This is a genomic window from Halomonas sp. AOP30-A1-24 (assembly GCF_052378165.1).
Taxonomy (GTDB): domain Bacteria; phylum Pseudomonadota; class Gammaproteobacteria; order Pseudomonadales; family Halomonadaceae; genus Vreelandella; species Vreelandella citrativorans.
In genome coordinates, this window is sequence record NZ_JBQSXL010000012.1 from 1 (window position 1) to 22,531 (window position 22,531).

21 protein-coding genes, 1 tRNA gene and 1 pseudogene are annotated in these 22,531 nt (G+C 52.7%); 6 read left to right on the forward strand and 17 right to left on the reverse strand.

Translation table 11 applies throughout. From position 1 onward, the window contains the following. The first annotated feature begins 40 nt into the window (after nucleotides 1–40). The 3 genes from ACT3TJ_RS08550 (at nucleotide 41) to ACT3TJ_RS08560 (ending at nucleotide 1,573) form a co-directional block, all read left to right on the forward strand. Nucleotides 41–151: a hypothetical protein gene (locus tag ACT3TJ_RS08550; protein ID WP_444624381.1), complete on the forward strand. Its 111-nt coding sequence runs from the start codon at nucleotides 41–43 to the stop codon at nucleotides 149–151. Between the two features lie 64 nt (nucleotides 152–215). Beyond that, nucleotides 216–599: a hypothetical protein gene (locus ACT3TJ_RS08555; RefSeq protein ID WP_444621989.1), complete on the forward strand. Its 384-nt coding sequence runs from the start codon at nucleotides 216–218 to the stop codon at nucleotides 597–599. After that, entirely contained in the window at nucleotides 596–1,573 is a 978-nt protein-coding gene (locus tag ACT3TJ_RS08560; RefSeq protein WP_444621988.1) for a cation diffusion facilitator family transporter, read from the forward strand. Before ACT3TJ_RS08555 ends, ACT3TJ_RS08560 begins: the two co-directional genes overlap by 4 nt. A gap of 150 nt (nucleotides 1,574–1,723) precedes the next feature. Here ACT3TJ_RS08560 and hmpA read toward each other — a convergent pair whose 3' ends face one another. From hmpA to ACT3TJ_RS08595, 7 genes are all read right to left on the reverse strand, one after another. Next, a complete protein-coding gene (hmpA, locus tag ACT3TJ_RS08565; protein WP_444621987.1) occupies nucleotides 1,724–2,893 on the reverse strand; it encodes an NO-inducible flavohemoprotein in 1,170 nt (389 codons plus the stop codon). Nucleotides 2,894–3,188: 295 nt separating this feature from the next. Further along, a complete protein-coding gene (locus tag ACT3TJ_RS08570) occupies nucleotides 3,189–3,680 on the reverse strand; it encodes a CreA family protein (protein ID WP_444621986.1) in 492 nt (163 codons plus the stop codon). A 129-nt stretch (nucleotides 3,681–3,809) separates the two neighbouring features. After that, nucleotides 3,810–4,049, reverse strand: coding sequence for a DUF333 domain-containing protein (locus tag ACT3TJ_RS08575; RefSeq protein ID WP_444621985.1), 240 nt, complete (start codon nucleotides 4,047–4,049; stop codon nucleotides 3,810–3,812). Nucleotides 4,050–4,175: 126 nt separating this feature from the next. Further along, a complete protein-coding gene (locus ACT3TJ_RS08580; protein ID WP_444621984.1) occupies nucleotides 4,176–5,081 on the reverse strand; it encodes a hydroxymethylglutaryl-CoA lyase in 906 nt (301 codons plus the stop codon). Between the two features lie 9 nt (nucleotides 5,082–5,090). Further along, nucleotides 5,091–6,350 carry a hydroxymethylglutaryl-CoA reductase, degradative gene (locus ACT3TJ_RS08585; protein WP_444621983.1) on the reverse strand — a complete coding sequence of 420 codons (1,260 nt, stop codon included), beginning with the start codon at nucleotides 6,348–6,350 and terminating at the stop codon, nucleotides 5,091–5,093. A gap of 99 nt (nucleotides 6,351–6,449) precedes the next feature. Next, entirely contained in the window at nucleotides 6,450–7,802 is a 1,353-nt protein-coding gene (locus ACT3TJ_RS08590) for a tripartite tricarboxylate transporter permease (RefSeq protein ID WP_444621982.1), read from the reverse strand. A 2-nt stretch (nucleotides 7,803–7,804) separates the two neighbouring features. After that, nucleotides 7,805–8,038, reverse strand: coding sequence for a hypothetical protein (locus ACT3TJ_RS08595; RefSeq protein ID WP_444621981.1), 234 nt, complete (start codon nucleotides 8,036–8,038; stop codon nucleotides 7,805–7,807). A gap of 178 nt (nucleotides 8,039–8,216) precedes the next feature. Between ACT3TJ_RS08595 and ACT3TJ_RS08600 the strand changes: the two genes are divergently transcribed. After that, nucleotides 8,217–9,581, forward strand: a complete 1,365-nt coding sequence (locus ACT3TJ_RS08600; protein WP_444621980.1) for an aminotransferase-like domain-containing protein — start codon at nucleotides 8,217–8,219, stop codon at nucleotides 9,579–9,581. A 782-nt stretch (nucleotides 9,582–10,363) separates the two neighbouring features. On the opposite strand, the gene ACT3TJ_RS08605 is transcribed toward ACT3TJ_RS08600, so the two are convergent. The 3 genes from ACT3TJ_RS08605 to ACT3TJ_RS08615 form a co-directional block, all read right to left on the reverse strand. Continuing rightward, nucleotides 10,364–10,681, reverse strand: coding sequence for a hypothetical protein (locus tag ACT3TJ_RS08605; RefSeq protein ID WP_444621979.1), 318 nt, complete (start codon nucleotides 10,679–10,681; stop codon nucleotides 10,364–10,366). A 103-nt stretch (nucleotides 10,682–10,784) separates the two neighbouring features. Next, complete coding sequence (locus ACT3TJ_RS08610) at nucleotides 10,785–11,132, reverse strand: hypothetical protein (RefSeq protein WP_444621978.1); 348 nt, start codon at nucleotides 11,130–11,132, stop codon at nucleotides 10,785–10,787. Between the two features lie 85 nt (nucleotides 11,133–11,217). Then, nucleotides 11,218–12,177, reverse strand: coding sequence for a DUF4238 domain-containing protein (locus tag ACT3TJ_RS08615; RefSeq protein ID WP_444621977.1), 960 nt, complete (start codon nucleotides 12,175–12,177; stop codon nucleotides 11,218–11,220). Nucleotides 12,178–12,316: 139 nt separating this feature from the next. On the opposite strand from ACT3TJ_RS08615, the gene ACT3TJ_RS08620 reads away from it, so the two are divergent. Next, a complete protein-coding gene (locus ACT3TJ_RS08620; protein WP_444621976.1) occupies nucleotides 12,317–13,360 on the forward strand; it encodes an IS110 family transposase in 1,044 nt (347 codons plus the stop codon). 469 nt (nucleotides 13,361–13,829) lie between these two features. On the opposite strand, the gene ACT3TJ_RS08625 is transcribed toward ACT3TJ_RS08620, so the two are convergent. The 7 genes and pseudogenes from ACT3TJ_RS08625 to ACT3TJ_RS08655 form a co-directional block, all read right to left on the reverse strand. Then, entirely contained in the window at nucleotides 13,830–14,846 is a 1,017-nt protein-coding gene (locus ACT3TJ_RS08625) for an AbiV family abortive infection protein (RefSeq protein ID WP_444621975.1), read from the reverse strand. A 331-nt stretch (nucleotides 14,847–15,177) separates the two neighbouring features. After that, nucleotides 15,178–16,329, reverse strand: a complete 1,152-nt coding sequence (locus ACT3TJ_RS08630) for an IS91 family transposase (protein ID WP_444621974.1) — start codon at nucleotides 16,327–16,329, stop codon at nucleotides 15,178–15,180. Continuing rightward, nucleotides 16,322–17,179 (reverse strand): tyrosine-type recombinase/integrase, encoded by an 858-nt coding sequence (locus tag ACT3TJ_RS08635; RefSeq protein ID WP_444621973.1) that lies wholly within the window; start codon nucleotides 17,177–17,179, stop codon nucleotides 16,322–16,324. The genes ACT3TJ_RS08630 and ACT3TJ_RS08635 overlap by 8 nt, the downstream gene beginning before the upstream one ends. Before the next feature lie 937 nt (nucleotides 17,180–18,116). Beyond that, entirely contained in the window at nucleotides 18,117–18,650 is a 534-nt protein-coding gene (locus ACT3TJ_RS08640; RefSeq protein ID WP_444665577.1) for a hypothetical protein, read from the reverse strand. Nucleotides 18,651–18,816: 166 nt separating this feature from the next. Then, nucleotides 18,817–18,893, reverse strand: a tRNA-Arg gene (locus ACT3TJ_RS08645). 67 nt (nucleotides 18,894–18,960) lie between these two features. Beyond that, nucleotides 18,961–19,908, reverse strand: coding sequence for an AEC family transporter (locus ACT3TJ_RS08650; protein WP_087109657.1), 948 nt, complete (start codon nucleotides 19,906–19,908; stop codon nucleotides 18,961–18,963). A gap of 114 nt (nucleotides 19,909–20,022) precedes the next feature. Then, a pseudogene (locus tag ACT3TJ_RS08655) lies at nucleotides 20,023–20,248 on the reverse strand (GGDEF domain-containing protein); the annotation flags it as partial. A 278-nt stretch (nucleotides 20,249–20,526) separates the two neighbouring features. Here ACT3TJ_RS08655 and ACT3TJ_RS08660 point away from each other — a divergent pair. Next, nucleotides 20,527–22,530 (forward strand): capsular polysaccharide biosynthesis protein, encoded by a 2,004-nt coding sequence (locus tag ACT3TJ_RS08660; RefSeq protein WP_444665579.1) that lies wholly within the window; start codon nucleotides 20,527–20,529, stop codon nucleotides 22,528–22,530. Nucleotide 22,531: the final 1 nt, after the last annotated feature.

The window sequence follows — 22,531 nt, forward strand, 5'->3', positions numbered from 1 at the left end:
TAGCGAATATGCTCAGGATGTCTGCCAGCTGTGTGCGGATATCTGTCAAAAGTGCGGTGATGAATGCGACCAACATGACGCAGAACATTGCCAAGAGTGCGCCCAGGCATGTCATCTGTGTGCCAGCCTATGTGCATCAATGGTGGCATAAAAAGGCAGCGCTCTCCCAATACCAGCTTGACCTGGTGGCCGGTGGGCTTACTCAGGATTCAAATGTGAGCGTCCTCGCCACCCCCACCAAGGCCTACTATGAGAGCCACTATTCAGTCGGGGTACCCAGAAGCACTTCCTTACCCAGCCATCTTGAAGGTGTTGAGGTCGCCCTTCCTGCCGTTAACCATATCGCCCATGCGCTTAAAAAAGAGGGCGCGATTCCCCGCCCCACTTCCGATCTTGATGCACTAAACCAAGCAGTTGCCAACCCCTCCTGGTGGCTGCATGCGCATAACTATCAGGTTGGAGAGTGGAAAATCACCACCGACCAGCATGTTATGGCGCTACCCAAAGGAGAAAATGCCTGGATGCTGGTCGTACAGCGCCATTTAAATAGCTACCCCGGTATTGAACAACGCCTTCAACAGCTGGAGGCTGAACAATGAAAATACGCAAGCTTTATCACCTGCCTCCAGAGAAGCAGCAAGGTCTCGACTATCTGATCCGCCTTGAGTGGTGGAATTTAGCGTTTCGTCTTTCCATTGTAGCGATACTCGGTACGGTATTGGGTAACAGCCAGGCAATGAAAGTCGCATGGCTGGAAGACATGCTTTCGCTCATTCCGCCTATCGCTTTCTTGCTGGCCGTCCGGTTTCGCAATCGCCCGCCTAATAAGACCTATCCTTATGGGTATCAACGCGCCACTATCATTGCCTTTTTATGCACCGCCACTGCACTAAGCGCGATGGGCCTGTTTTTACTAGGAGACTCGTTGCTAAAGCTTGCCCACCAGGAGCACCCCAGTATCGGCGCCATCACGCTGTTTGGTGAGACGATATGGATGGGCTGGGTGATGGTTGGCGTGCTTATCTACAGTGTCATTCCGCCGGTTATTATCGGGCGTTTACAGACCAAAGCCGCCGCTAAAGTGCATGAGAAAACCGTCTTTGCGGATGGTAAAATGAGCAAAGCTGACTGGATGACCGGGATGGCTGCCATTGTAGGCGTGCTGGGCGTAGGGGCCGGTTTTTGGTGGGCAGACGCAGTTGCTGCGGCCATTATTGCCCTGGACGTTACCAAGGATGGCATTACCAATTTAAAGGAAGCCATAGGCGACCTGCTTGATCGCCGCCCTCACTTTACGTCTCGCGAAAAGCCGGAGCACATGGAAGAAGCACTTGAGGCCGAGCTTTGCGCCATGCCTTGGGTAGCCGCCGCCTCGGTACGCTTACGTGAAGAAGGCCCAATCTTCAGCGGCGAGGCCTTTGTCACCCCGCATAGTAATGATGATTTGGCACAGCATCTGAAAGAAGCCTCTCAGCACCTTAATAATTACGACTGGCGCATTTATGAAGTTGTCGTTACCGCATGGCCCAATGAAGAACACATACCTTCCCCCGTCAATGCCACTCCTTCATAACTCCTTTTTCATAACTCCTTTTTCATGATCCTTTTTTCATAATCCCTTTTTCCAGAACCGCTTTGGCATAGCTGATTAACGATGTTCTAAAACCAAGGCCGCCTCTTTCGCATTCCCCCACGGCGAAGGAGGCGGTTCGGTGCTATTCGACTAAGCGATGTCTAACGCCTTCGCCGGGCCGAAGTGTTCGAAGTGGCGATGTGACTCGGGCACGCCCAAGCGAGTCAGGCTTTTATCCACCGCACTCATAAAGCCATGAGGCCCGACAAAGTAACAGCGCTCGCCGGACACGATATGTTTCGCCAAAAGCTCATCACTGATACGCCCCTGGTAGTCACCGCTGTCATCCTGCTCAAATACGGTGACGACGCTTAACTGCTCAGGATACGCGTGTGCCAATTCCTGTAGCGTGGTCGCAAAGGCACGGTGCTCAGCATCTATCGCGGCATGCAGATAAGCAACCTTACGGCCTTGCTGCAACGCCTCTTGAGCAATCGGCAGTAAGGGCGTTTGACCGATGCCGCCGCTGACCAACAAAAGAGGCTCATCGCCCGGCACGAGTGTCATCTCACCCGCTGGCGGCAGCAACTCAATCGTATCGCCTACGTTTAGATGGTCGTGAAAATAGCGGCTGGCAAGCCCGTGAGGTTCACGCTTGATAGAAAGGCGGTAAGAACGCCCATCCGGCATACCTGACAAGCTGTAATGGCGGTGTACCGGCTCGCCATCAATCATAAGCTTAACGCCGATATACTGGCCGGGCGTATAGTTTGCGACCGGGCCGCCATCTTCAGGCACCAGGATGAACGAGCGAATAACGCTACTCTCCTGCTGTATTTTTTCAATACGAAAGCGCCGCGTGCTGCGCCAGCCGCCAAGGCGCTGCTCGAACTCCTGATAGCGCTGCTCTTCAAGCTCGATCAACAAAGCGGCAAGCTCTTGGTACAACGCCCCCCAGGCATCCGCAACTTCAGGCGTCACCGCATCGCCCAGCACCTCACCGATAGCCTCCATCAGGCATTCCCCAACAATCGGGTACTGATGCGGCTGAATATCCAGCGAGATATGCTTGTTAACCACAGTTTCCATAATGTGGCGCGCCGTTTCAGGATTTTGGCGAACCTGCACATACGCCAGAATGGAACCTGCCAGCGCTCGTGGCTGCCCGCCATTTTGCTGATGCGTTTGGTTGAAAAGTGACTTCACCTCAGGATAGCGCTCAAACATTAACGGATAAAAGCGCTGGGTAATCGTATCGAGATGCTCAGCCACAACGGGGGCTGTAGCAGCAATGATCTGTTCTTGTGCCGGTGTGAGCATGGCGGCCTCTTCCCTATAGCTTAAAGATTCATTTTAAATGCACCTTTAAAATATCAGGTTTCGGCAAGCCATGGCATGAGCTGCGTCAATAAATCGCTTCTCACGGGGAAGAGTAAAGCATCTGTTTGTCGATATCGGTATAGGGTAACCAGGCTAACATAAGCCTTTTACGTCACATATTGGGCACAGAATTAGGCAATGCCCAGCGCCTTCCCCGCTCCAAACAGGATAGCGGTTTATAAAAGCGCGATCTTCAAGACTATTAGCTCATGGCTATTAACAGGGCTACTTTTTATCAGCGTGTGCCCGGCGTTAGATCGCCGTAATGCACAGCGGTAACCGCATTTTTTGGCGAGCCATCCACCAGCTTGGTGCTATAGGTCAGATACACAAAGGTTTGTGTTTCAGTATCATGCATGCGCACTACGCGCATATTCTTAAAGAGCACCGAGCGGCGCTGGGTGAACACCACCTCTTGCGGAACTATCTCATCGGGATTAAAAACAATCTCGCCCGTTTGCCGACAGGCCACGCTTGCTTCGCTGGCTTCTTCAGCAAGCCCAATCGCGCCTGAAATTCCGCCAATCTGGGAGTAGGAAATATAGCAGGAGATACCCTGCACTTTCGGGTCATCGAACCGCTCGACTTCAATGGTATTGTTTGGCCCCAGCATTCTGAACTCGGTGCGCACGCTACCAATATGCGCCTCCTGAGCTAATAACGTGGCAGGAAGTACAGCAAGTAAACCCGCCAACGATGCACTGGCGATACGGTTAGGCGACAACATGGGCAGTGTCCTTGAAAAAGCGACGAGGTAATAAGTAGGCGACGAGCATACCTGAGTGCGCCTATTCAGGGGAGCCGCATTAACCCTAATGCCGAAATGGGCCAGCACAGAGAACGCCCACCTTGTGTATCAGTCGTTTCTCAACCCTTCGGTTCGATACAGCATATTCACTTCAACGACACGGCCTTCAACTAAATGGCAGTAGTCACGTTGAGTACCGCCAGATTCACGACTGCGCACTTCCCCACCCTCACGTTCGCAGTATTCAACGGCATAGCGGTGTGCTTCTTGTGCACCATCCGCCGTACCTTGCGTTGAACACCCAGCCAGTGCAATTGCTATCAAAACCAACAGGCCATAACGAGCCATTCGCGCCTCCCTTTGCGTCAATGTGTTGAACAGCGTTCATTGGCGTCGGCGTCCAAGAACGCCTGCGCCTGGTTCACTATAGTCAATATTCTGGCTTTCCTGGGCCAAGGGAGAACAGCCAAGCCGTTACATCCCCGCTGCCATCAAGGCGCTGCCCGCGCGTGACCGGTTAGGGGCGTTGATCGCTTGCGTGATCCAATCCCCCGTTCTTGCTAGCGCGTTTAAATTGATGCCTGACGCAATACCCAAACCTTCAAGCATATACACCACATCTTCGCTGGCCACATTGCCAGAAGCCCCTTTGGCATAGGGGCAGCCACCCAAACCGGCGACGGAGCTATCAATAACGCTTACTCCCTCTTCCAGCACCGCATAGAGATTAGCAAGTGCTTGGCCGTAGGTATCATGAAAGTGAGCGGCCAGATTATTCACCGGGACTTGGGCGGCAACAGCTGCCAGCATACGCTTGGCTTTGGATGGCGTGCCGGTGCCAATCGTATCGCCCAGCGATACCTCATAGCAGCCCATCTGGTATAGCGCCTTGGCCACCCGCGCCACCTGTAAAGGCTCGATCTCTCCCTCATAAGGGCAGCCAAGCACGCAGGAAACATACCCCCGCACGCGCAGCCCGGCCTGGCGCGCACGGTCGACCACCTGTTCAAAGCGCTCGAGCGACTCGGCGATAGAGCAGTTTATGTTCTTTTGCGAGAAGGCTTCGCTCGCTGCACCAAATACAGCGACCTCTTCAACACCACACTCAATCGCCGCTTCCAGGCCTTTCAGGTTAGGCGTCAAGGCTGAATAGACAACGCCGGGGCGCGGCTCAACGCCCTGCATTATTTCCCTGTGGTCGGCCATTTGCGGCACCCAGCGGGGCGACACAAAGCTCGTCGCTTCGATATTGGCACAGCCCGCCTCCACCAAGCGCTTGATAAACGCAAGTTTCAGATGAGTCGGCACGCGCGCCTGTTCATTTTGCAAACCGTCGCGCGGGCCGACCTCGACCAGACGCACAGAGGATGGCAAAGTCATGTCTTCTCCTTATCCGTTACGCAACTGTTCAAGAAGCTGTTGGGCGATATCCACACGCACCTTACCGCCATCCACAAGCAGCGCCGCTATCCGGTCAACTTCCTCATTTTCGGCCCCGGCCATCACTGCAATATTCTTGGCGTGCAGCGCCATATGGCCTTTCTGAATACCTGTGGTTGCCAGCGCCTTCATGGCGGCAAAATTTTGCGCCAACCCTACTGCGACGATGATACGCGCCAAGCGATCCGCTGTTTTTACACCCAGAATATCCAGGCAATGCCGAGCACTGGGGTGCGAGCGAGTAGCACCGCCCACCAGGCCTACCGGCATGGGCATTTCCAGGGTACCGGTCAGGTTCCCTCCGCTATCAGCCTCCCAATGTGTCAAGGAACGGTAGCGCCCGGTACGCGCGGCGTAGGCATGCGCGCCCGCTTCCACCGCACGGGTATCGTTACCGGTTGCCAGCACGACAGCACTCACCCCGTTCATGATGCCTTTGTTGTGGGTGGCTGCCCGATAAGGGTCCTGATCAGCAAAGCGATACGCATTAAGCATGCTGTCACGTACCGACTCGCCGCCAAGGTCTTCGAGTTTCCAGGTAGCACGCGCACGCGCAATGCGCCGATCCGCAAGGTTGGAAAGAATACGCAGGCAACTACGTCCACCACTCCACTGTGCCAGAGAAGGTGCGACGGCTTCCGCCATCGAGTTGACGGCATTAGCGCCCATGGCGTCACGCACATCCACCAGCAGATGCACGATCAGCATGTTGTCGAGCACGCGCACTTCCAGCTCGCGAAAACCGCCCCCGTGCTGCAGCAACACCGGGTCGGTTGCATCGCAAATGCTTTTTACCTGCTCAAACTCGGAAAGCAGCCGGAGGCGCGCAAACTCAGGATTGGGCACATCCAGTAATTGCACCTGTGCAATCATGATGGGTTCTGACGTATCGGTATAAAACCCGCCCGAGGCGCGACACTGCCTGGCCGCATTACACACGGCAGCGACCACGGAGGACTCCTCGGTCGCCATGGGCACCAGCTGTTCCTCGCCATCAATGACCAGATTGGTAGCAACCCCGATGGGCAGGTTCAGCGTACCGATGACGTTCTCGATCATGGCATCGGCGGTGGCTGACGAAATATTGCCCGTATCGGAAAAATGCGCGCGAACCTCGTTGCCAAGCCCGGCTATTTCAATGACTTTATCAAGCCGCTCGCTGGGGGAAAGCTGATAAAAACCGGGAATGCGTGATGTGCTGTGTGCCATTGATAATGCCTCTGATCAATTGAGGTTGAATAAGTAAATGTGCCTGAAGCAGGCGGTTTACCAAGACGCTGCATATGCTTCAGGCATGGACCAAGCGTATTAAGCAAGCAGCCCTAAAATCCAGGGTGCGGCATATAGCGTCATGAACTGCACACCGTAGTTGACGCCCCACCGGTTGAGCAGGCCCGCCATCAGTGCCAACACCATCACGCCCAAAATGCCCATTACGCCAGCATCCATATAGGCGAGCAGCATGACCAGCGAGAAGAACATCGCCAGAAACGCTTCGTGGGGAATGTGCTTGAAGACAAAGATGCAGATACGCCGCGCGTACCGAACCGCAATCGGGTAGGTAATCAGCAAAGCGACACCGGCGCCCAAAATGCTGGCGATGGTAATTTCAGAAAAACTCATCAAGTGGTGAGCGTTCTGCTCAAGCGTCAGCACCGGCGGTGCGTTGAAGAAGGCATTGCCCGGACCAATCGCCATGGGACTCATCGGAATGCCCAGCGCCGCCAGGGGAATCAAGATGCCCGCGATGTAAGAAGCATTGGTGACCGCATCCATTGAAGAGAGCGCTCGGCTGGCCTTATTGACCGTGCCCTTCACCCAACTCGACATTACTTCGCCCAGAAAGATCGTGATGCCCACTGGGCTCATGAAGAACGTAACCGATCCCAGCACCGAGCTTGCCGCGGCCGAGGCGGTTTCCTGGCGCGTCAGGATACGGAACGGATTGGGTAGCTGCCCTTTGTCATCGTCACCGTAGATATGGATCTGCTTGGGCTCAGACTCCGCCATTTTATGGCGCTCACTGTTGACCGTAAGCTGCGCCAGATTAAACATCATCGGGCCAATGGTGATGCCCAAAAAGAACGAAATGAATACCGTCTGCCCTTCTGGAATGACGCCCATCCCCCAATACAGGTGCCGTAACCCCTGAATCAGAGCCGCCAACAGCACAATACTGATCAGACTGATGACTTTCTCCTTGCTCATCAGCGCCAGAAATACGGCACCACCAAAGAAAATCTGGCTAGCGTACTGGCCAAGCACATCGGCTAGCGGCGTTAACAGAAAGGCGAGGAACAGGCTGATGGGTATCGCGACGAGCGTACCAATGACCGAACCGGACGCCATTTTACGAATCGCCAGGGTGGCGTGCCCTTCCCGCTTTAGAATCAGGGCGTGTTCGACCATAGGGGCCGACATCACCCCGCCCGGTATACCGGCTACCGAAACGGGGATGGAGTCGGTCAGCTTCTTGGCAACGATTGCCGCCATAAAGAAAGCCAGCACCACGGGAAGCGGTATACCTGCGACCACCAGCGCCAAGGTTACCGGGGCCAGTACGGCGGTTTCATCAGTACCCGGCGCAACGCCGATAGCGGTATAAACGATGACGGCAATGATCGCAGCCGCCAGCATTTGAAGTAATAAGACGGGATCCATTACTACTTCTCCTCACCGGTTTGCAGCTGCCGCTTAGGGCGAAACAGCAGCGCATTGATGAAGAACCCCAGAATAGCGCCGCTTAGCCCCAGAATAAGTGGAAGCGGAGGCTGCGCCGGGGCAAGCAGATAGCCGCCTAGTGTTAACGGCGTAGAAATACACAGTGACAGCAGGAGGTCTCTCCCACTCACCGTGTCATCCCACACATTAAGAAACCGGTTCTTTCGCTCAGCCATAGCGTGTCTCCTTGAATTTATTATGGATGTTTCTTTTTTAATGCCGCTCATGATGGGTAAACTTGCTGATTACTGACAGGTACAGTTAGCGAGATTGTACGAGGTACTGTACCCATCGAAAGACAGGTACACTGATTTCACCGGGTTGGGTTTAGCCCGTTTTCGGGAGACACCTACCATGTCGAAATCCAGGCACGTGGCTGACACCATCCTCAAGGCTATCGAAGAAGGCCGCCTAGCACCGGGTGCCAGGCTCGCCTCTATACGCAAAGCCGCCCGCCAGCATGGGGTTTCAAAAAACACGATTGTTGATGCCTATGATCAGCTGATTGCACTGGGTAGGTTGCGCGCCCGGCAAGGAGCCGGCTTTTTTGTTACGCAGCCACCCACGCCTGAAGCGCTGGAAAAGACCCACGAGCTAAATGAAGCCGTTGATAGCGTCTCGCTTCTGAGAGAGCAGTTGGTAGGTAATTTTCAGGTGCGGGTAGGCGACGGCCGGGCGCCCGCCAGTTGGATGGGCGGCGCGGCGCTTGCGCGTCAGGCCAAGCGATTAACATCCATCGGCAATGATGATATCGAGTACGGTGCCCCACAAGGGTATCTCCCACTGCGTGAAACGATTGCCAGGGTGTTGGCCGGGCGCTCCATTCACGCCTCCCATGAACAAGTACTGCTGACCTTCGGCGCTAATCACGCATTCGATCTTATTATTCGCCACCTGATCGCCCCGGGTGACCGAGTTCTGGTGGAAACACCCGGCTATTACCCGTTGTTCGGCAAGCTGCGCCTGGCCAAGGCGAAGCTGATTGGCGTTTCGCGCAGCCACGAAGGGTTGGACCTTGATGACCTTGAGCGCAAAATTATTCAATATCGTCCCAATGTTTTCTTTCTACAGCCCAATGCCCATAACCCGACAGGTTCTACCCTTTCGCTTAATCAGCTGTACCGGCTACTGACTCTCGCGGAGCGCTACAACCTGATACTGGTAGAAGACGACGCCTTTGCCGACCTGCTCCACCGAGGAAGCGCCCACCTGGCGGCACTGGATGACCTGAGTCGCGTGATTTACGTAGGCACGTTTTCCAAGACCCTTTCCACTGGCATTCGCTCGGGCTATTTAGCGGCAAACCCTGCGCTGGTTAATGCGCTTACCGATATCAAAATGGTTACCGTCGTTAACAGTTCCACCTTCAGCGAGCGCCTAATTCACGACATGATTAACCACGGGCGTTACCGCCGCCACCTAGTACAGCTTCGCGAACGCATTACCAAGGCCAGCGCCAGTACCATTACCGCGTTGAAAGAGGTGGGGCTTGAGAATATAGAGGGGCCAGGGGAAGGTTATTACTTATGGGCGCGCCTGCCGAACAACATTGACGCAATGCAACTAGCCAAAAAAGCCTCGGACGAAGGTATTTTCATCGCCCCTGGCAGCATCTTTTCACTACGCCCCAATGGGCCGGATGCATCGTCCATGCGTATGCATATTGCCTACGCTAATGATCATCGGTTTTTAGGGTTTCTTGAGCGTTGCTTGGGGTAGGGTTTGGTGTCCTGGCAGGAGTCGAAAAACTCACATAACATAATAATTTTAAATAAATAAAAAAGAAAAAATAAAGCGAAATATACCACCACGTATACCAGCACTCCCATCTGCAACCCGCTAACAACGTATTGTTGGATAACATCAATCACTGATAATTATGTTTGTTGCAGGACTGCTTACTGCCAAGAGCGGTCTTCTATGAGCCATTAATATAGCGCTTTAACGCATTAACTTAGTTGACGCCGGAGCGCGGATGGAACCAAAGCGCGACAGCGCTTTGGCGGTCAACGGCAGCGATTCGTTAGGTATCAACTCCCCCTGCGGTACTGCGTGACTATGCTTTTGCAGGGCCAGTATGCCCAACACGCCGCCTGCGCATGTGCTTGTGACTCATAAAGACTACCGACACTTTTATGCCAAGTTTTCCAATCCTTCCCAGGCTCGGATGTATCTTTTCTCACCACTATAGCGTTAAGGGGCGGCAGGCCTTTGGCTGTATCTCTATCCGAGATATTGACAATCCACTCCACGACCTCAGACGTATGCCCCTGGCCCCAACTTCCGTTGGGATACTGGGTCAACCAAAGCTCTTTATAAGTGATTTTACGAAAATGATGAGTCTGAAAAGATCCACGTGCTACGCGAATAAGTACTTTTCGCACCTGCTTTTCAGTATTGGTCATAGCACATTATCCATTGGTGTATAACGCCCGCTGAACGCGCGGCTTTGTAGTGGAGGCGCAACCGCAAAGGAAAAGATGTCTCTGCGCCTGCGATTGTTAAGTTTTTGATACCTCACCTTCTAATTCGGCAGCATGCTTTTGGATCACATCAAAAACCTGAGCGCTTACCTCCTTTTTGTCTCGGAAGCGCTTAACCTCAGCAATGACAGTTTTATAACCGAAACTGAAAGTTGAGCTGCTAGCCCCTTGAACTTTCAGGGTTATGTGGAAGTTGTCAACATCCCAAGCGACATCAATCTCGGGGAAATTAGTAAAGGTAAAGTTATTGACTCGAAGATCGTGAAGCAAAGCAGTGGCGACAAAGCCACCTACCTCGCAGCTACTAAATCCTGAACTCGTAAAATATGCTCCCATGTTGCCTCCTGGCTAAATCACTGAAAACTTAACGCCCGCAGCACGCGCAGCTTTGTAGTGAAGTCGCAGCCGCAACGAAAAGCCGTCACCGTGCCTGCATTTGTTAACTGTTCATTTCTCGTCGACTAACTGGCATTCGAGTGTCTGCGGTACGAAGCTGTTTTTTAAAACCTCGATTACCCCTTATCACTTTGATTCCCGACTTATCAATAGTAACGATTGTTTCTTTATCGACATTCCTATACTGGCCATCTAATTCATACTCAAAACTCACAAGATCGGTTTTAAACACCCATTGCTGTGAGCCTAACGCAAGAAAACTATACTGTTTTCCATCAATGACAAGTATGTGAGCATGAAGAGCCTTTGTATTCCCCCCTCTACTCGGAGGCCTAGACTTTTCCTTTAGATACTTCTGATAGTCTTCAATCTTGGCATTTTCAATTTTCACAGGAACCTCGATCATTAGGAAACAGCTAACGCGTCCTCTGGAGCAAAACGAAGCGCTACGTAGTCTTGTCTCTAGCAGCACCTTGCTATGCATTTTTACAGGCACGCTGCCTATTGATAATAAACATTCCGTTTTCATAAGGCAGCTCGAAGTTTTGGTTTTGAACCCTCCAATCTCGATTCGCTTCAACCAAAGATTCTAAGTCTTCATCAATGGCTGAATGAAGCACAGTATTTTCCGCACTCCTAATTGTTAACTCATTCAGGGTTGCAACGAACCTTTCCTTTGGGTGAGCATAATCATCGCCTGAATGACTATACCTTTCAACATCTTCAATCGTTGGTTTCGCAATTGTTAAGTCGGGCTTTATAAATACACCTAATGTCGGTGAAAGCGGCACAAAAATAGTAGCGTACTGTGGTTCCCCTCCATTGTAATAAAGACCAGCTGGATTGTCACTGGTTACAAATGGAATACCTGTTTCATTTAATAACACGAGCCAATGAGAGCAGTAAAACCTATAAGCTGAATGAATCAAGTGCTGTATAGATATGGCGTGCACATATTCCTCATCCACTACTGATCTAATTTCCCGATTGTCCATTGCATCTTTAATAGCCGACCGGATTTCGTCTGTAGTTTCTCCAAGTTCGTGAAAGTGCTCAGCAAGAGTTCTATTAACCAAAGGTTGCATGTTTGCGCTGATCATGTCAGCGCCAAGTCTTTTGGCAGTTGGAGTGCAGGATCTTAAAAAAGAGATATATGCCCCGATTTCATACTTACAATCTGCATCCACTCTACCCGCTTCTAGTTTTGTTACATTATCAGCCCAAGGATTTTCAATATGAGGTAGATATTCATCTAATATCCTCGGGTTATCGAAATAACTATTGGAATCGCCGTCAGTTTTATAACAAACCTGTCGCGGTGTTTTTTTCTTGCCGACGATAACTCGCCCATTCTTATAGTAAGGCGTGAGATTTCCTTCGTCGTCAACGAAACCCCTTAGGTAGGTTTGGGCTACAAAATGATCATCTTTCGGCACACTCAATCCCCTTATTATGCATAACGTCGCAATCACGCGCTTGTCGCGTGCATTGCCTTGATACTCATTGAGCCTTCTCCCCCAGCTCAGCTGTTTGGCTAAGCTGAAAAGGCGACCAAACCCAACAGGAGAAGACTCAATGAATTTTTACAATAGCACTCATCGTCACTACTGTGGAATTGATCTGCATGCCCGTAGCCTGTATGTCTGCATCCTGGATCAGCAGGGCGAAACCCTTCTGCATAAAGAGATTCCAGCCAAACCAGAACCTCTGCTTCATCTGATCGAACCTTACCTGGACGATCTGGTCATCGGGGTTGAATGCATGCACTGCTGGTACTGGATCGCTGATTTCTGTGAAGACCAGGGCATTGCTTTCATTCTCGGTCATGCCCTTTATATGAAGGCCATTCATGGCGGTAAAACCAAGAATGACCGCGTGGATTCTTACAAAATTGCGGCGCTTATTCGAGGCGGTAATTTTCCCCTCGCTTATGTCTACCCACGCAGCATGCGAGCTACCCGTGACCTGCTTCGCCGCCGAACTGGGCTCGTTCGCCACGGCGCTGATCTCAAAGCTCATGTTGTCAACACAACGAGTCAGTACAACCTGCCACCCAACAAGGTCAATTTAAAAAATGTCAGTGCCAGAGAACAATTGGGCAGAACCTTTGATGACCCGCTCGTTCAGCGCAATATCGATCTAGATATGGCCGTTTTAGAGTGCTACCACCGGGAACTAAGCCAGGTGGAATGGCTATTGGAAAAGCAGGCCAAAAAGCATCAGCCGACCTACTACCACTTATTAAAAACCATTCCCGGCGTTGGCCGTATTCTGGCCCTCACCATTCTGTATGAAGTGGGTGATATTCGACGTTTTGAATCTGTTCAGAAGTTTGCCTCCTATTCCCGACTGATCAAGTGCAAAGCCGAATCGGCCGGTAAGACCTATGGCACCCAGGGCAACAAGATTGGTAATGCCCATCTAAAGTGGGCTTTTTCTGAGGCTGCGGTGCTTTATCTGCGCGGCAATCCAGGTGCACAAAAACTGTTGCAACGCTTCCAGAAACGCATGGGTAAAGCCAAAGCCTTATCGGCCCTGGCCCACAAGTTGGGGCGTGCAGTCTATTTCATGTTAAAGAACGAAAAGGTGTTTGATGAACAACGCTTTTTAAGGAGTTAGTCACGCAGCAGGATGATGATCAACGTCTAACTGGATCATCATGGAGTGTGCTGAAACAGGGTGTCTGCTGACTGATCTTGAGATCTGAAACCCGACTTCTACACCCAACTCGAAGCCCGTCGCTTTGATTATCCATCCTGCTGGCGTGCATCAGCACCCTGATCGAGTGGGCTTACACCGGCGCTGAACCTGAAACTAACTGGGACTGTAAAGTAACCCGCTTTTTGAATAGGACAGATGCTGGTTAACCGATGAATGTCTAGTGCCCCAGCCCCACCTGCAAGGAGCAACCCGGTTTGGCAGTGGTGAACTACCACGTTAGAGAGCCTCAATAGGTGTTTGCTGTAAGCCACCAACAGCCAACGATGACAGATGAAGTAGGATCACTGGCTCAGGGACTTGAGATTGACCGCTTACGCGGCCAATAAAAAATGCTGCGGCCTATTGACAGGCAGAAGGCTCATAGGTGTTAGCCAGCATTTGCGAGTTTCGGAAAAATATTGTTGAACTCGCTCTTGGAAAGATTGTTTTGCCCATAGTGGATCATAAGTTTGAACATACAAAATGCACGATTGCCAAACTGCGGCAAAACCTCACCAGTATCCATGCGAGCCTCTAGCGCACCAACCACCCCGGCCAAAATTGCCTCACGATTTTCGGCGGTTAGGCCGCGAACTGACTCCATTTCCGGGGTGAAACTGTAGTAGTCTGGCACCCCGCCAGATGATCGATAGCATGCTAGCCGGATAATATCCGCCTGAACCTCCTCGGGAGTAAAAGTGCTAGCCCATCCATTGAGCGAAGTTAGCCCTGAATCAGCGAGAGCAGCACTCTCCAAGAAAGACTTGGCTTGCTTGGTAGTAACTTCAAAAAAAGTCACGTTGCGATCAATTGAGGAATGCCAGGAACCAAACGTGTCTATCCGCTCGCTCACAAAGCCATATAGCTCTGCAAGAATCTTTTTGGTATTGTCGTCATTTCTCGGGGCGACAAACTTTCCGCCAGCGAAATCGACATAAAAATTCTTCTGTTTCGCTTTGTCCAAATGCCCAAACGTATCGTCTGAAAAGTATGACTTATAAGGTAATGGATTGCCCAAGCCATTGCCTTCTCCCACAACACCTCTGATCACATTTCCGTATGCCGTGGCGCGTTTCTGCTTTGGCTTGTGATAGTTAAACTCTTTCCAGAATACCTTCCAGTCCACGGCATCCGAGGACAACTGGCTTTCAATTGCCACTCGGTACAATTCGGAGATTTTCGCCAATTCCTCTAACGCCAGTACCGTAACGGAAAGCGCTCGGCATAGGCGCCCTTCCTTGGCCAGAATCCGCGCGTCAATAAGCAATTCATTCGTATTCACGAAGCATAAATGAGCACCTTGAGCGGCCTGCTCCGGGGTTAATGCGTTCTTCGGGTTGGCACCAGAGACATAGCGAGCCAAGTAGGCGGCGAACTCGTCTTGGTCATTGTTTGATATCGGCACGGCGATTCCTATGACGGCTAACAGTGAAGCATTTATTCGCCGTGCGGAGCATGGCGCATAAATGCCTGTTGGACTAAGGCGCGTCCATCAGGCGGCTATTTAATAGGGGATTGTATTGACGGGCATGTGGCCGGAGGCAACAAACCGTGCATAGGCATTCTGTGGTAACGCGCTCTAGTGGTGAGATTCGCCATCATTTCAGTGCCCCCCCCGAACCTAAGTTAACCCAATGTAGCGCGCTTGATGGCTAAAATCCATCACCGAGACGAACGTAGCCGCGACCCGCGAGTGGGCCGGTTAGCCTAGTCCGTTGTCGTCGTATAGCGTTACATCATGCTCGATAGCGTTGCTCCTTGTGGTTAGGCGGCTGATCATGGATGGGCCGCTGGGGAGTGAGCGTCCCGATCATCCGCAATGTCGGCTGCCGACAGTGTGGACAGGTGTAGGTTGGCTCCACATCGCTGGCGGCTGTATCGACATTTGGGGCTTGCTCAGCAACCGCTAGCGCTTGGCGGATCCGCGCCAGTCGTTGCCGACGGCAGCGATTGGCCAGAAAACCGTAGTGACGCACCCGCATCAGTCCCTTGGGCAGGACATGGAGCAAGAAGCGGCGCACGAACTCCTCGCCATTGAGGGTGAGTGACTTGTGCCGGTCGTGGTCGCGATAGTCCTTGTAGCGTAGGGTCACCTGATGGTCATCGACAGCGAGGATGCGCGCGTTGCTGATGGCGATCTGGCGCGTGTAGCGCGCCAGGTAGCGAACCACCGCATGGGTGTGTTCAAGGCAGTCCTTGCTGTAAACCACCCATTCAGTGGCCATCAGCGTGTTCAGCTGAGCATCAACATCACCGGGCCGGGTGACTCGGTGGAGATCGCCTGCATTGGCGGCCTTGCGCAGAGCGCTCACCATGTGCCCGCGAAAGTGGCGTGACAAGGCCCGCACCGGGAACAAGTAGTTGCTATGTGCCCTATGCCAGCGGCCATCGTCGCTCAAGGCACCGCCTGGAACCAAACAGTGCAGATGCACATGCTGGCTCAGGTTCTGGCCCCAGGTGTGAAGCACGGCGATCATCCCCATTTCGCCGTCAAGGCGTTTGGGGTCTCGTCCAAAAGTGCGTAGCGTTTGCCAGGCGCTCTGGAACAGCAACCGGTGAATCACCTCGGGATGAAGCTGAACCCAGCCATTAAGGCTGTGCGGTAGCGTGAATACAACGTGGTAATAGCGCACCGGCAGGATATTGGCCTGCTGACGCTCAGCCCATTGCTCCATGGCACGGCCTTGGCACTGTGGGCAGTGACGATCGCGACAGCCAAAGTAGCGTGGCTGTACGTGGGCGCAGTCGGAGCACTGCAAGATCATCCCGCCCATCGCCTCCGTTCGGCAGGCCAGCAGATGGGTACACACCCGTTGGCGCTGGCGATCAAGACCGGTTGGATCGAGGAAGCGGATCAGCGCCTGCTGCAAGGTAGCGGCCTTAGTCATGGCTCACCTCCAAGGCGGCCACCAGGTCAATATGACACTGATCTCCCCCTTGCTGGTTCGGTAGCCAGTGCAGGTAGCGCATCGTCGACTGGAGGTTGCGGTGGCCCAGCAGCCGCTGGAGCTGATGAACGGGCAGGCCCTGCTCCAGGACATGGGTGGCATAGGCATGGCGCAGACCATGGATGCCACCCACCCGCTCGACTCCGGCCAGGCGCTTGGCTTGGGTAAAGGCCTTCTGCGGCGCACTGGTGTGCAGGGCTTGATCGGGAAACAGAGCGCTCGGGAACAGCCATGTGACGGGCCGGTAGGCGCGCCAGTAATCGCGCAAGCGATCAAGCAGGGTCACCGGTAGTAGCACCATACGATCCTTGCCGCCCTTGCCCTGCGTCACACGGAGTTGGTAACGCTGGCTGTCGATGTCACTGACTCGCAGGTGGCAGACCTCGGTCACACGCAATCCACAGCCGTAGCACAGTTCGAGCATCATGCGATGCTTGGGGTTTTGACAGGCGGCCAGGATCCGCCGAACCTCGTCGCGAGTCAGCAATTCTGGAATCCGCTGCGGTTTTTTGGGGACGGTGAGCGGCACATCAAACGAAGGCCACTGCAACACGTGCAGGTACAGGAACCGTACGCCGTGCAGGTAGACACGGCAGCTGGCGGCGGACAAACCGCGCTCCTGAACCAAGTGATTAAAGAAGTGTTGCAGGTCGTCGGTACTCAACGTGTCTGGCGGACGGTGGAAATAACGTGCCAGATCAGTGACCACCATCAGGTAGGTGTTGTGGGTACGTTGCGCAAAGCCACGCTGACGCATGGCCGCGATCATCTTCTGTCGCAAGGCAGTCATCGTCGTCACTCCTGTTGTTTGACCCACGTGGGTCAATCAACAGTGTGGCCCGATGAGGCGAAAAACGTGGTTCGTCGACAGCTACCGCGAAGCGGTTTAGTTCAACAGCGTATTAGACGGCGCGTTTTATGATTGAATGAACTTGCTGGCACTTTTACCCGGCAAATGCAGCCTGCAAGATTCTCCCAAGCCCATGATATTTTGGGCTATTAATTTCCATTAGGCTATATATTTGAAAATTTGCGCGCCTACTGCCTTTCCTGGCACGTCCGCTCAGGGTCGACAATTGAAGTGTAAAGGTTACTGAACCAGAAGAACTGCAAGCTTCTGTAATCAAACAATGACATCGCACATCGGCACCACCTTCGGTGGCTGGTGATTTGCAAACCCTGGCCGCAAGCAAATTGAAACTCATAAACCCCTGATTTCTACTTTAATTATTTTTAGCAGTATTGCCCATTCCTTTACACCGGTGCAACCCGTCTAGCTGCGACTTTAGGCCACCCTGCTCCGCGTCTTTGTGGAAGGCTTTGGCTCTTCAGGGTCTTGTCAGGAATGTCCTGTTTAGCTATCGGCCAGCAGATAGCCTAGCTCTAGATTGTTGCTCCCCATCCTATTCGTTAAAACTGCATAACCCCGCATGAATTCGCATAATTTTCATGCACCCATTTTTCACCAACCAGCCCAGCAGTGGCGCGGCTTGGCGGCGAGCGAAGGAGTGCATAAAACCACACCATTTAGCGCGCGGGCGGGGCGGGGTGTCGAGTGCGCGGCGTGGGTCGCGGCCGGTGAGCGGGTACGGGGTTGGCAACATCGCCCACTATGCCGCTATAAGCCTCACAGGTCGCTATCAGTCCGCAACCATGGCCCCACAAGCGAACGCCCCGCACAAAGGCGAGGCGTGGATACCTAAATCAGTATAAGTCTTGCCGATACGCTACGCGCTATCGAGGTCGGCCTGACTCGGCACGTACTCCATTTGAGCTTCTAATTCTTTCAACCGGCGGTTAAAGAAAATGGGCGATGAATATTCCCTTCTTTCAGCTTCGCAGGCGAGCAGTGACGGCGTCCGTAAAGCCTCCGGAGTGGGCACCGGTTTGGCTTTGGGCATGACACTCAGCAACAGTTCACCCAAGGCCGCATGCTGACGAAGTCGGATTTCGTGACTGACCTGGCTACGGCTGTGCTTATCCATTAATGGATCAATATTGCTTCCTGGCTGTAGCGATACATCGATCCCCAGCCCCGCCATGTAACCATGGTCATTGTAAGTCCCTTCATGAATGCGACTGAACAGCCTTGGCAGCTCAGCGCTCAAGGCGGCCATTTCCTCACTATTGCTCATATCCTTGAGGCATTTCATCAGCCTCTTGCGGGATGAAATTTCCGCCAGACGACCGATAGCTCCCTCCAAGGGTAACAATTTCGTGCCAGGCTTAGTTGCGTTTATCTGACGGATAGTTAGCGCCATACGGGTATACCGAGCGTCTTCGAATGGAGGTCTATACCGTACTGTATACCACTTGGAAGCGGGATTTGGAAGGAATGCTGAGGAACAACGAGGAGCTAAAAAACCATGTCTTTCAGAGTATTACACTCTATTTCTGGCCTTCTCAGGACTGCTCAAGAATGGCCGTTGGCGTCCCTGGCAGGAGTCGAACCTGCGACCTGCCGCTTAGGAGGCGGCTGCTCTATCCTACTGAGCTACAGGGACTTTGCTTGCAGAAGGGCCGCACAGTATAACGTGTTACAGATAACACTCCAACCCGCCTCTGTCCTTCTTACACCCATCCCAACAGACGCAGCGCAAAAACGCCCAGTGTTACCGAAATACTGGCCATTAACGTGGTGATCGCAATGATGTTGGCGGCCAGGCCTGCGTTGCCGCCCATGGCTTTTACCATGACAAAGCTGGCAGCGGCGGTGGGGCTGGCAAAAAAGAGGAACAGCAAGCCCAACTGCTCGCCTTCAAAGCCTAACAACCAGGCAGCTACGGTAGAGAGCACAGGCAAGATGGCCATCTTCATAATGCTGGAGCTCACCGCAATGTCGCTTTTATCTCGAATGCTGGACATCGAGAGCGTAGCGCCAATACAGATCAACGCCAACGGTAGCGTGAGCGACGCAAAATAGTCCCCAGAGGTCATCACCCAACTGGGGAGCGAAATGGAAAAAGCGGTAAACGGCAAGGCCACGATCACTGAAATAATCAGCGGGTTCGTCGCAATATGTTTGAGAATGCTGCGCCAGTTAGCAGCTTGCTCCGTCTGATAAGCGGTCAGTACCACCACTGATAGCGCGTTATACATAATAATGACCACACCGACCAGCAGGCTGCCGGTTGAAAGCCCATAGTTGCCGTACATGCCCGCTGCCAGCGCCAGCCCAACGACACCACAGTTACCGCGAAAGGCTCCTTGAACATAAATCCCGCGTTCGGCATAGGGAATGCGAAAGTGTGCCCATAGCCAACTCAACACAAACTGCCCAAGTGTGGCGATGGCAAAAAACACCATTAACGAGATATCCAGCGCAACGCTAATATCGGCTTTAATCAAACTTAAAAAGATCAAGGTGGGCAGCGTGGCTTTAAATACCAACGCAGACGCGGTGGTGACAAAAGTGCGATCAATCCATCCCAGGCGCTTTAGGCCAATCCCCAGAAAAACCATGGCAAACACGGGTAAGGTGATATCAAGCGTTTGAGTAAACAATTCAAGTAGGTTCACAGTGTTGCCTCAGCCAATTCAGCGTGCCCTGATAGTTTGCGGTTGCGGGTAGTTTATCGAATGAATATCAAGAAAGGCAGACGCCGGACAGCGTAGCTGTCGTGACATAATAACTTAATCAAAGAGTTCCTGAAGCACCTGGTCGGTTGCTGCGTTGACCACCACGCTGTTGCGCCCTTTGCCTGAGTGGACAACCGACACCTCACTGACGGCCTGGCACAGTGCCTCCGCAATGGTTTGCGCTTGCCCCAGTGTACAGCTTGGCAGTAACACGCCAAATTCATCGCCCCCCTTGGCGGGCAACGTGGTCGCTACACCGTACTTCCCACGCCACTATAGGTAAATAACGTCCAATTACCCAATTGGCAAGCCAAACTTGAGCATACGTCTGGAGTATACTGTACGGCCCTAACACCTTGTTTCTATTACACCACCCTATCAAAACAGCAGATTTTCTCGCGCCGCATTAAATTAAATTTAAACGATCATTCAGCTTCGTGACTATAAACACAAATTTCTGTAATCCCGTAAGCACTTGCTGTGACTAATTGATAAGCGGGCCTGTTTCACGTATGTTCGCTCGCCTAACTTTTTGTTCCGTTACGAATGACAATACCCATGGCAAATAAAACGGCAGGTTTTACCTCATCAGGTATCGGAAAAATTAGCGCACTTCCTGCCTTGCTGCCTGAATTTAGCCACTTTTCTTACTTACGACCACTGAAAAAAAAACCTGATGTCGTTATTGGCTGGGGATTAAAGCCATCAAGCTTTCAGGCAAGGCGGTATGCCAAGCGCCACCAGCTGCCCTATATTGCCTTGGAAGACGGCTTTTTGCGCTCGCTTGGGCTGGGAGTAGAGGGCTATCAAGGGCATAGCCTGGTCGTTGATCACACCGGTATTTATTACGATGCTTCACGACCTTCCGACTTAGAAAACTGGCTTAACAACGCTACTTTTACTACCGACGAAATCAACCAGGCAGAGCGGTGTGTTAAGCAGCTTGCTCGCTATCGTCTATCAAAGTACAACCACGCGCCAGATCCTGCTTCAAGCGGCTCGCTCCAAGAGAGAGTGCTAGTTGTTGATCAAACCGCAGGCGATGCCTCTATTGAGTTTGGGGGAGCGAATGCGGATAGTTTCGAGCAGATGCTGGCCGCAGCGCTTACCGACCATCCCAATGCTGAGATTCTGGTCAAGATTCACCCGGATGTTATCGCAGGCAAAAAACGGGGTCACCTGCTCAGCGCGCAAAACCACCCCCGCTGCCGCGTGATCAGTAAAGACATTAACCCTTGGGCATTATTTGATCAGGTTGAAACCGTGTATGTCGTGACCAGCCAGCTCGGTTTTGAAGCGTTGCTGGCTGGCAAGCGCGTTCACTGCTTTGGCCTACCCTTTTATGCAGGCTGGGGGCTCACCAAAGACCGGCTAGCCTGCTCGCGACGACATACAAAACGCACGCTCCATGAAGTATTCGCGGCGGCTTATCTGCGTTATACGCGCTATGCCAATCCGTATACGCTAAAACCTGCCACGCTAGAGGAAACCATTGCGCTGATTGCCGACCAAAAGCGCCAGCAGGAACGGCTACGCGGCAAGTGGATAGGCTGTGGCTTCTCCTCGTGGAAGCGACGCTTTATTCATGACTTTTTAGGCGGTGCCGCACAGCTCACGTACCAGAAAACGCTGCCTGAGGCGCCACCTTCGCAAAAGCTTTTAGTGTGGTCTAGCCGTATTGATCAAACCTTCGAGCAGCAGCACGCCGTGCTGATGCCTCATGTGTGGCGGATTGAAGATGGTTTTATCCGCTCTGTAGGCCTGGGGGTTGATCTTACTCAGCCGCTTTCACTGGTCATTGATGCTCAAGGGATTTATTACGACCCAAGCCAACCCAGTGACTTGGAGTCGCTGCTTGAGCATGCCGATTTTAGCGATGATCTACTAGAGCGTGCCGGCGAACTGCGAGAGCGTTTAGTGGCATTAAAGCTCTCCAAATATAACGTGCGCGGGCACGATACTCTTGAGCTGCCCAATAATCGACTGATAATACTCGTACCTGGCCAAGTTGAGAGTGATGCATCCATTGCCACTGGCTCGCCGCATATTCGTACCAACAGCGCGCTTTTACGTGAGGTGCGCCGTACTCACCCCCATGCGTTTATTATTTATAAGGCACATCCAGACGTGGTCAGCGGTGCTCGCATCGGAGCACTCGAACCCGATACTAAACACCTGTATGATCTGGATGCCAGCCATGTGGAAATCACCACACTACTTGAGCGCGTCGATGCGGTTCACACCATGAGTTCGCTGACAGGCTTTGAGGCGCTATTACGTCACCGCAAAGTACATACTTACGGCATGCCGTTTTACGCAGGCTGGGGATTAACACAAGATGCTATGCGCTGCCCGCGCCGCTCTCGCGCCTTAACGCTGGAAGCATTGGTGGCGGGCACGCTAATTCTGTATCCATGCTACGTCGCTCCCTCGAGCCGTCAGCTCTGTAATGCGGAAACCGCCATTAGCCTTTTAGAGCAAGCACGCACACAGCAACCGACGCTGACATGGAAGCAGCGCCTCTACCGGCTTTACCGTAATTTATTGATTGGAAGACACTGAG

Bases quoted from the DNA above. Each gene is read 5' to 3' on its own strand.
- ACT3TJ_RS08600 (WP_444621980.1), top strand. From the start codon at position 8,217: ATGTCGAAATCCAGGCACGTGGCTGACACCATCCTCAAGGCTATCGAA.
- ACT3TJ_RS08570 (WP_444621986.1), bottom strand. From the start codon at position 3,680: ATGTTGTCGCCTAACCGTATCGCCAGTGCATCGTTGGCGGGTTTACTT.
- ACT3TJ_RS08590 (WP_444621982.1), bottom strand. From the start codon at position 7,802: ATGGATCCCGTCTTATTACTTCAAATGCTGGCGGCTGCGATCATTGCC.
- ACT3TJ_RS08595 (WP_444621981.1), bottom strand. From the start codon at position 8,038: ATGGCTGAGCGAAAGAACCGGTTTCTTAATGTGTGGGATGACACGGTG.
- ACT3TJ_RS08630 (WP_444621974.1), bottom strand. From the start codon at position 16,329: ATGACTAAGGCCGCTACCTTGCAGCAGGCGCTGATCCGCTTCCTCGAT.
- ACT3TJ_RS08560 (WP_444621988.1), top strand. From the start codon at position 596: ATGAAAATACGCAAGCTTTATCACCTGCCTCCAGAGAAGCAGCAAGGT.
- ACT3TJ_RS08575 (WP_444621985.1), bottom strand. From the start codon at position 4,049: ATGGCTCGTTATGGCCTGTTGGTTTTGATAGCAATTGCACTGGCTGGG.
- ACT3TJ_RS08585 (WP_444621983.1), bottom strand. From the start codon at position 6,350: ATGGCACACAGCACATCACGCATTCCCGGTTTTTATCAGCTTTCCCCC.
- ACT3TJ_RS08605 (WP_444621979.1), bottom strand. From the start codon at position 10,681: ATGGGAGCATATTTTACGAGTTCAGGATTTAGTAGCTGCGAGGTAGGT.
- ACT3TJ_RS08635 (WP_444621973.1), bottom strand. From the start codon at position 17,179: ATGACTGCCTTGCGACAGAAGATGATCGCGGCCATGCGTCAGCGTGGC.
- ACT3TJ_RS08660 (WP_444665579.1), top strand. From the start codon at position 20,527: ATGGCAAATAAAACGGCAGGTTTTACCTCATCAGGTATCGGAAAAATT.
- hmpA (WP_444621987.1), bottom strand. From the start codon at position 2,893: ATGCTCACACCGGCACAAGAACAGATCATTGCTGCTACAGCCCCCGTT.
- ACT3TJ_RS08640 (WP_444665577.1), bottom strand. From the start codon at position 18,650: ATGGCGCTAACTATCCGTCAGATAAACGCAACTAAGCCTGGCACGAAA.
- ACT3TJ_RS08620 (WP_444621976.1), top strand. From the start codon at position 12,317: ATGAATTTTTACAATAGCACTCATCGTCACTACTGTGGAATTGATCTG.
- ACT3TJ_RS08580 (WP_444621984.1), bottom strand. From the start codon at position 5,081: ATGACTTTGCCATCCTCTGTGCGTCTGGTCGAGGTCGGCCCGCGCGAC.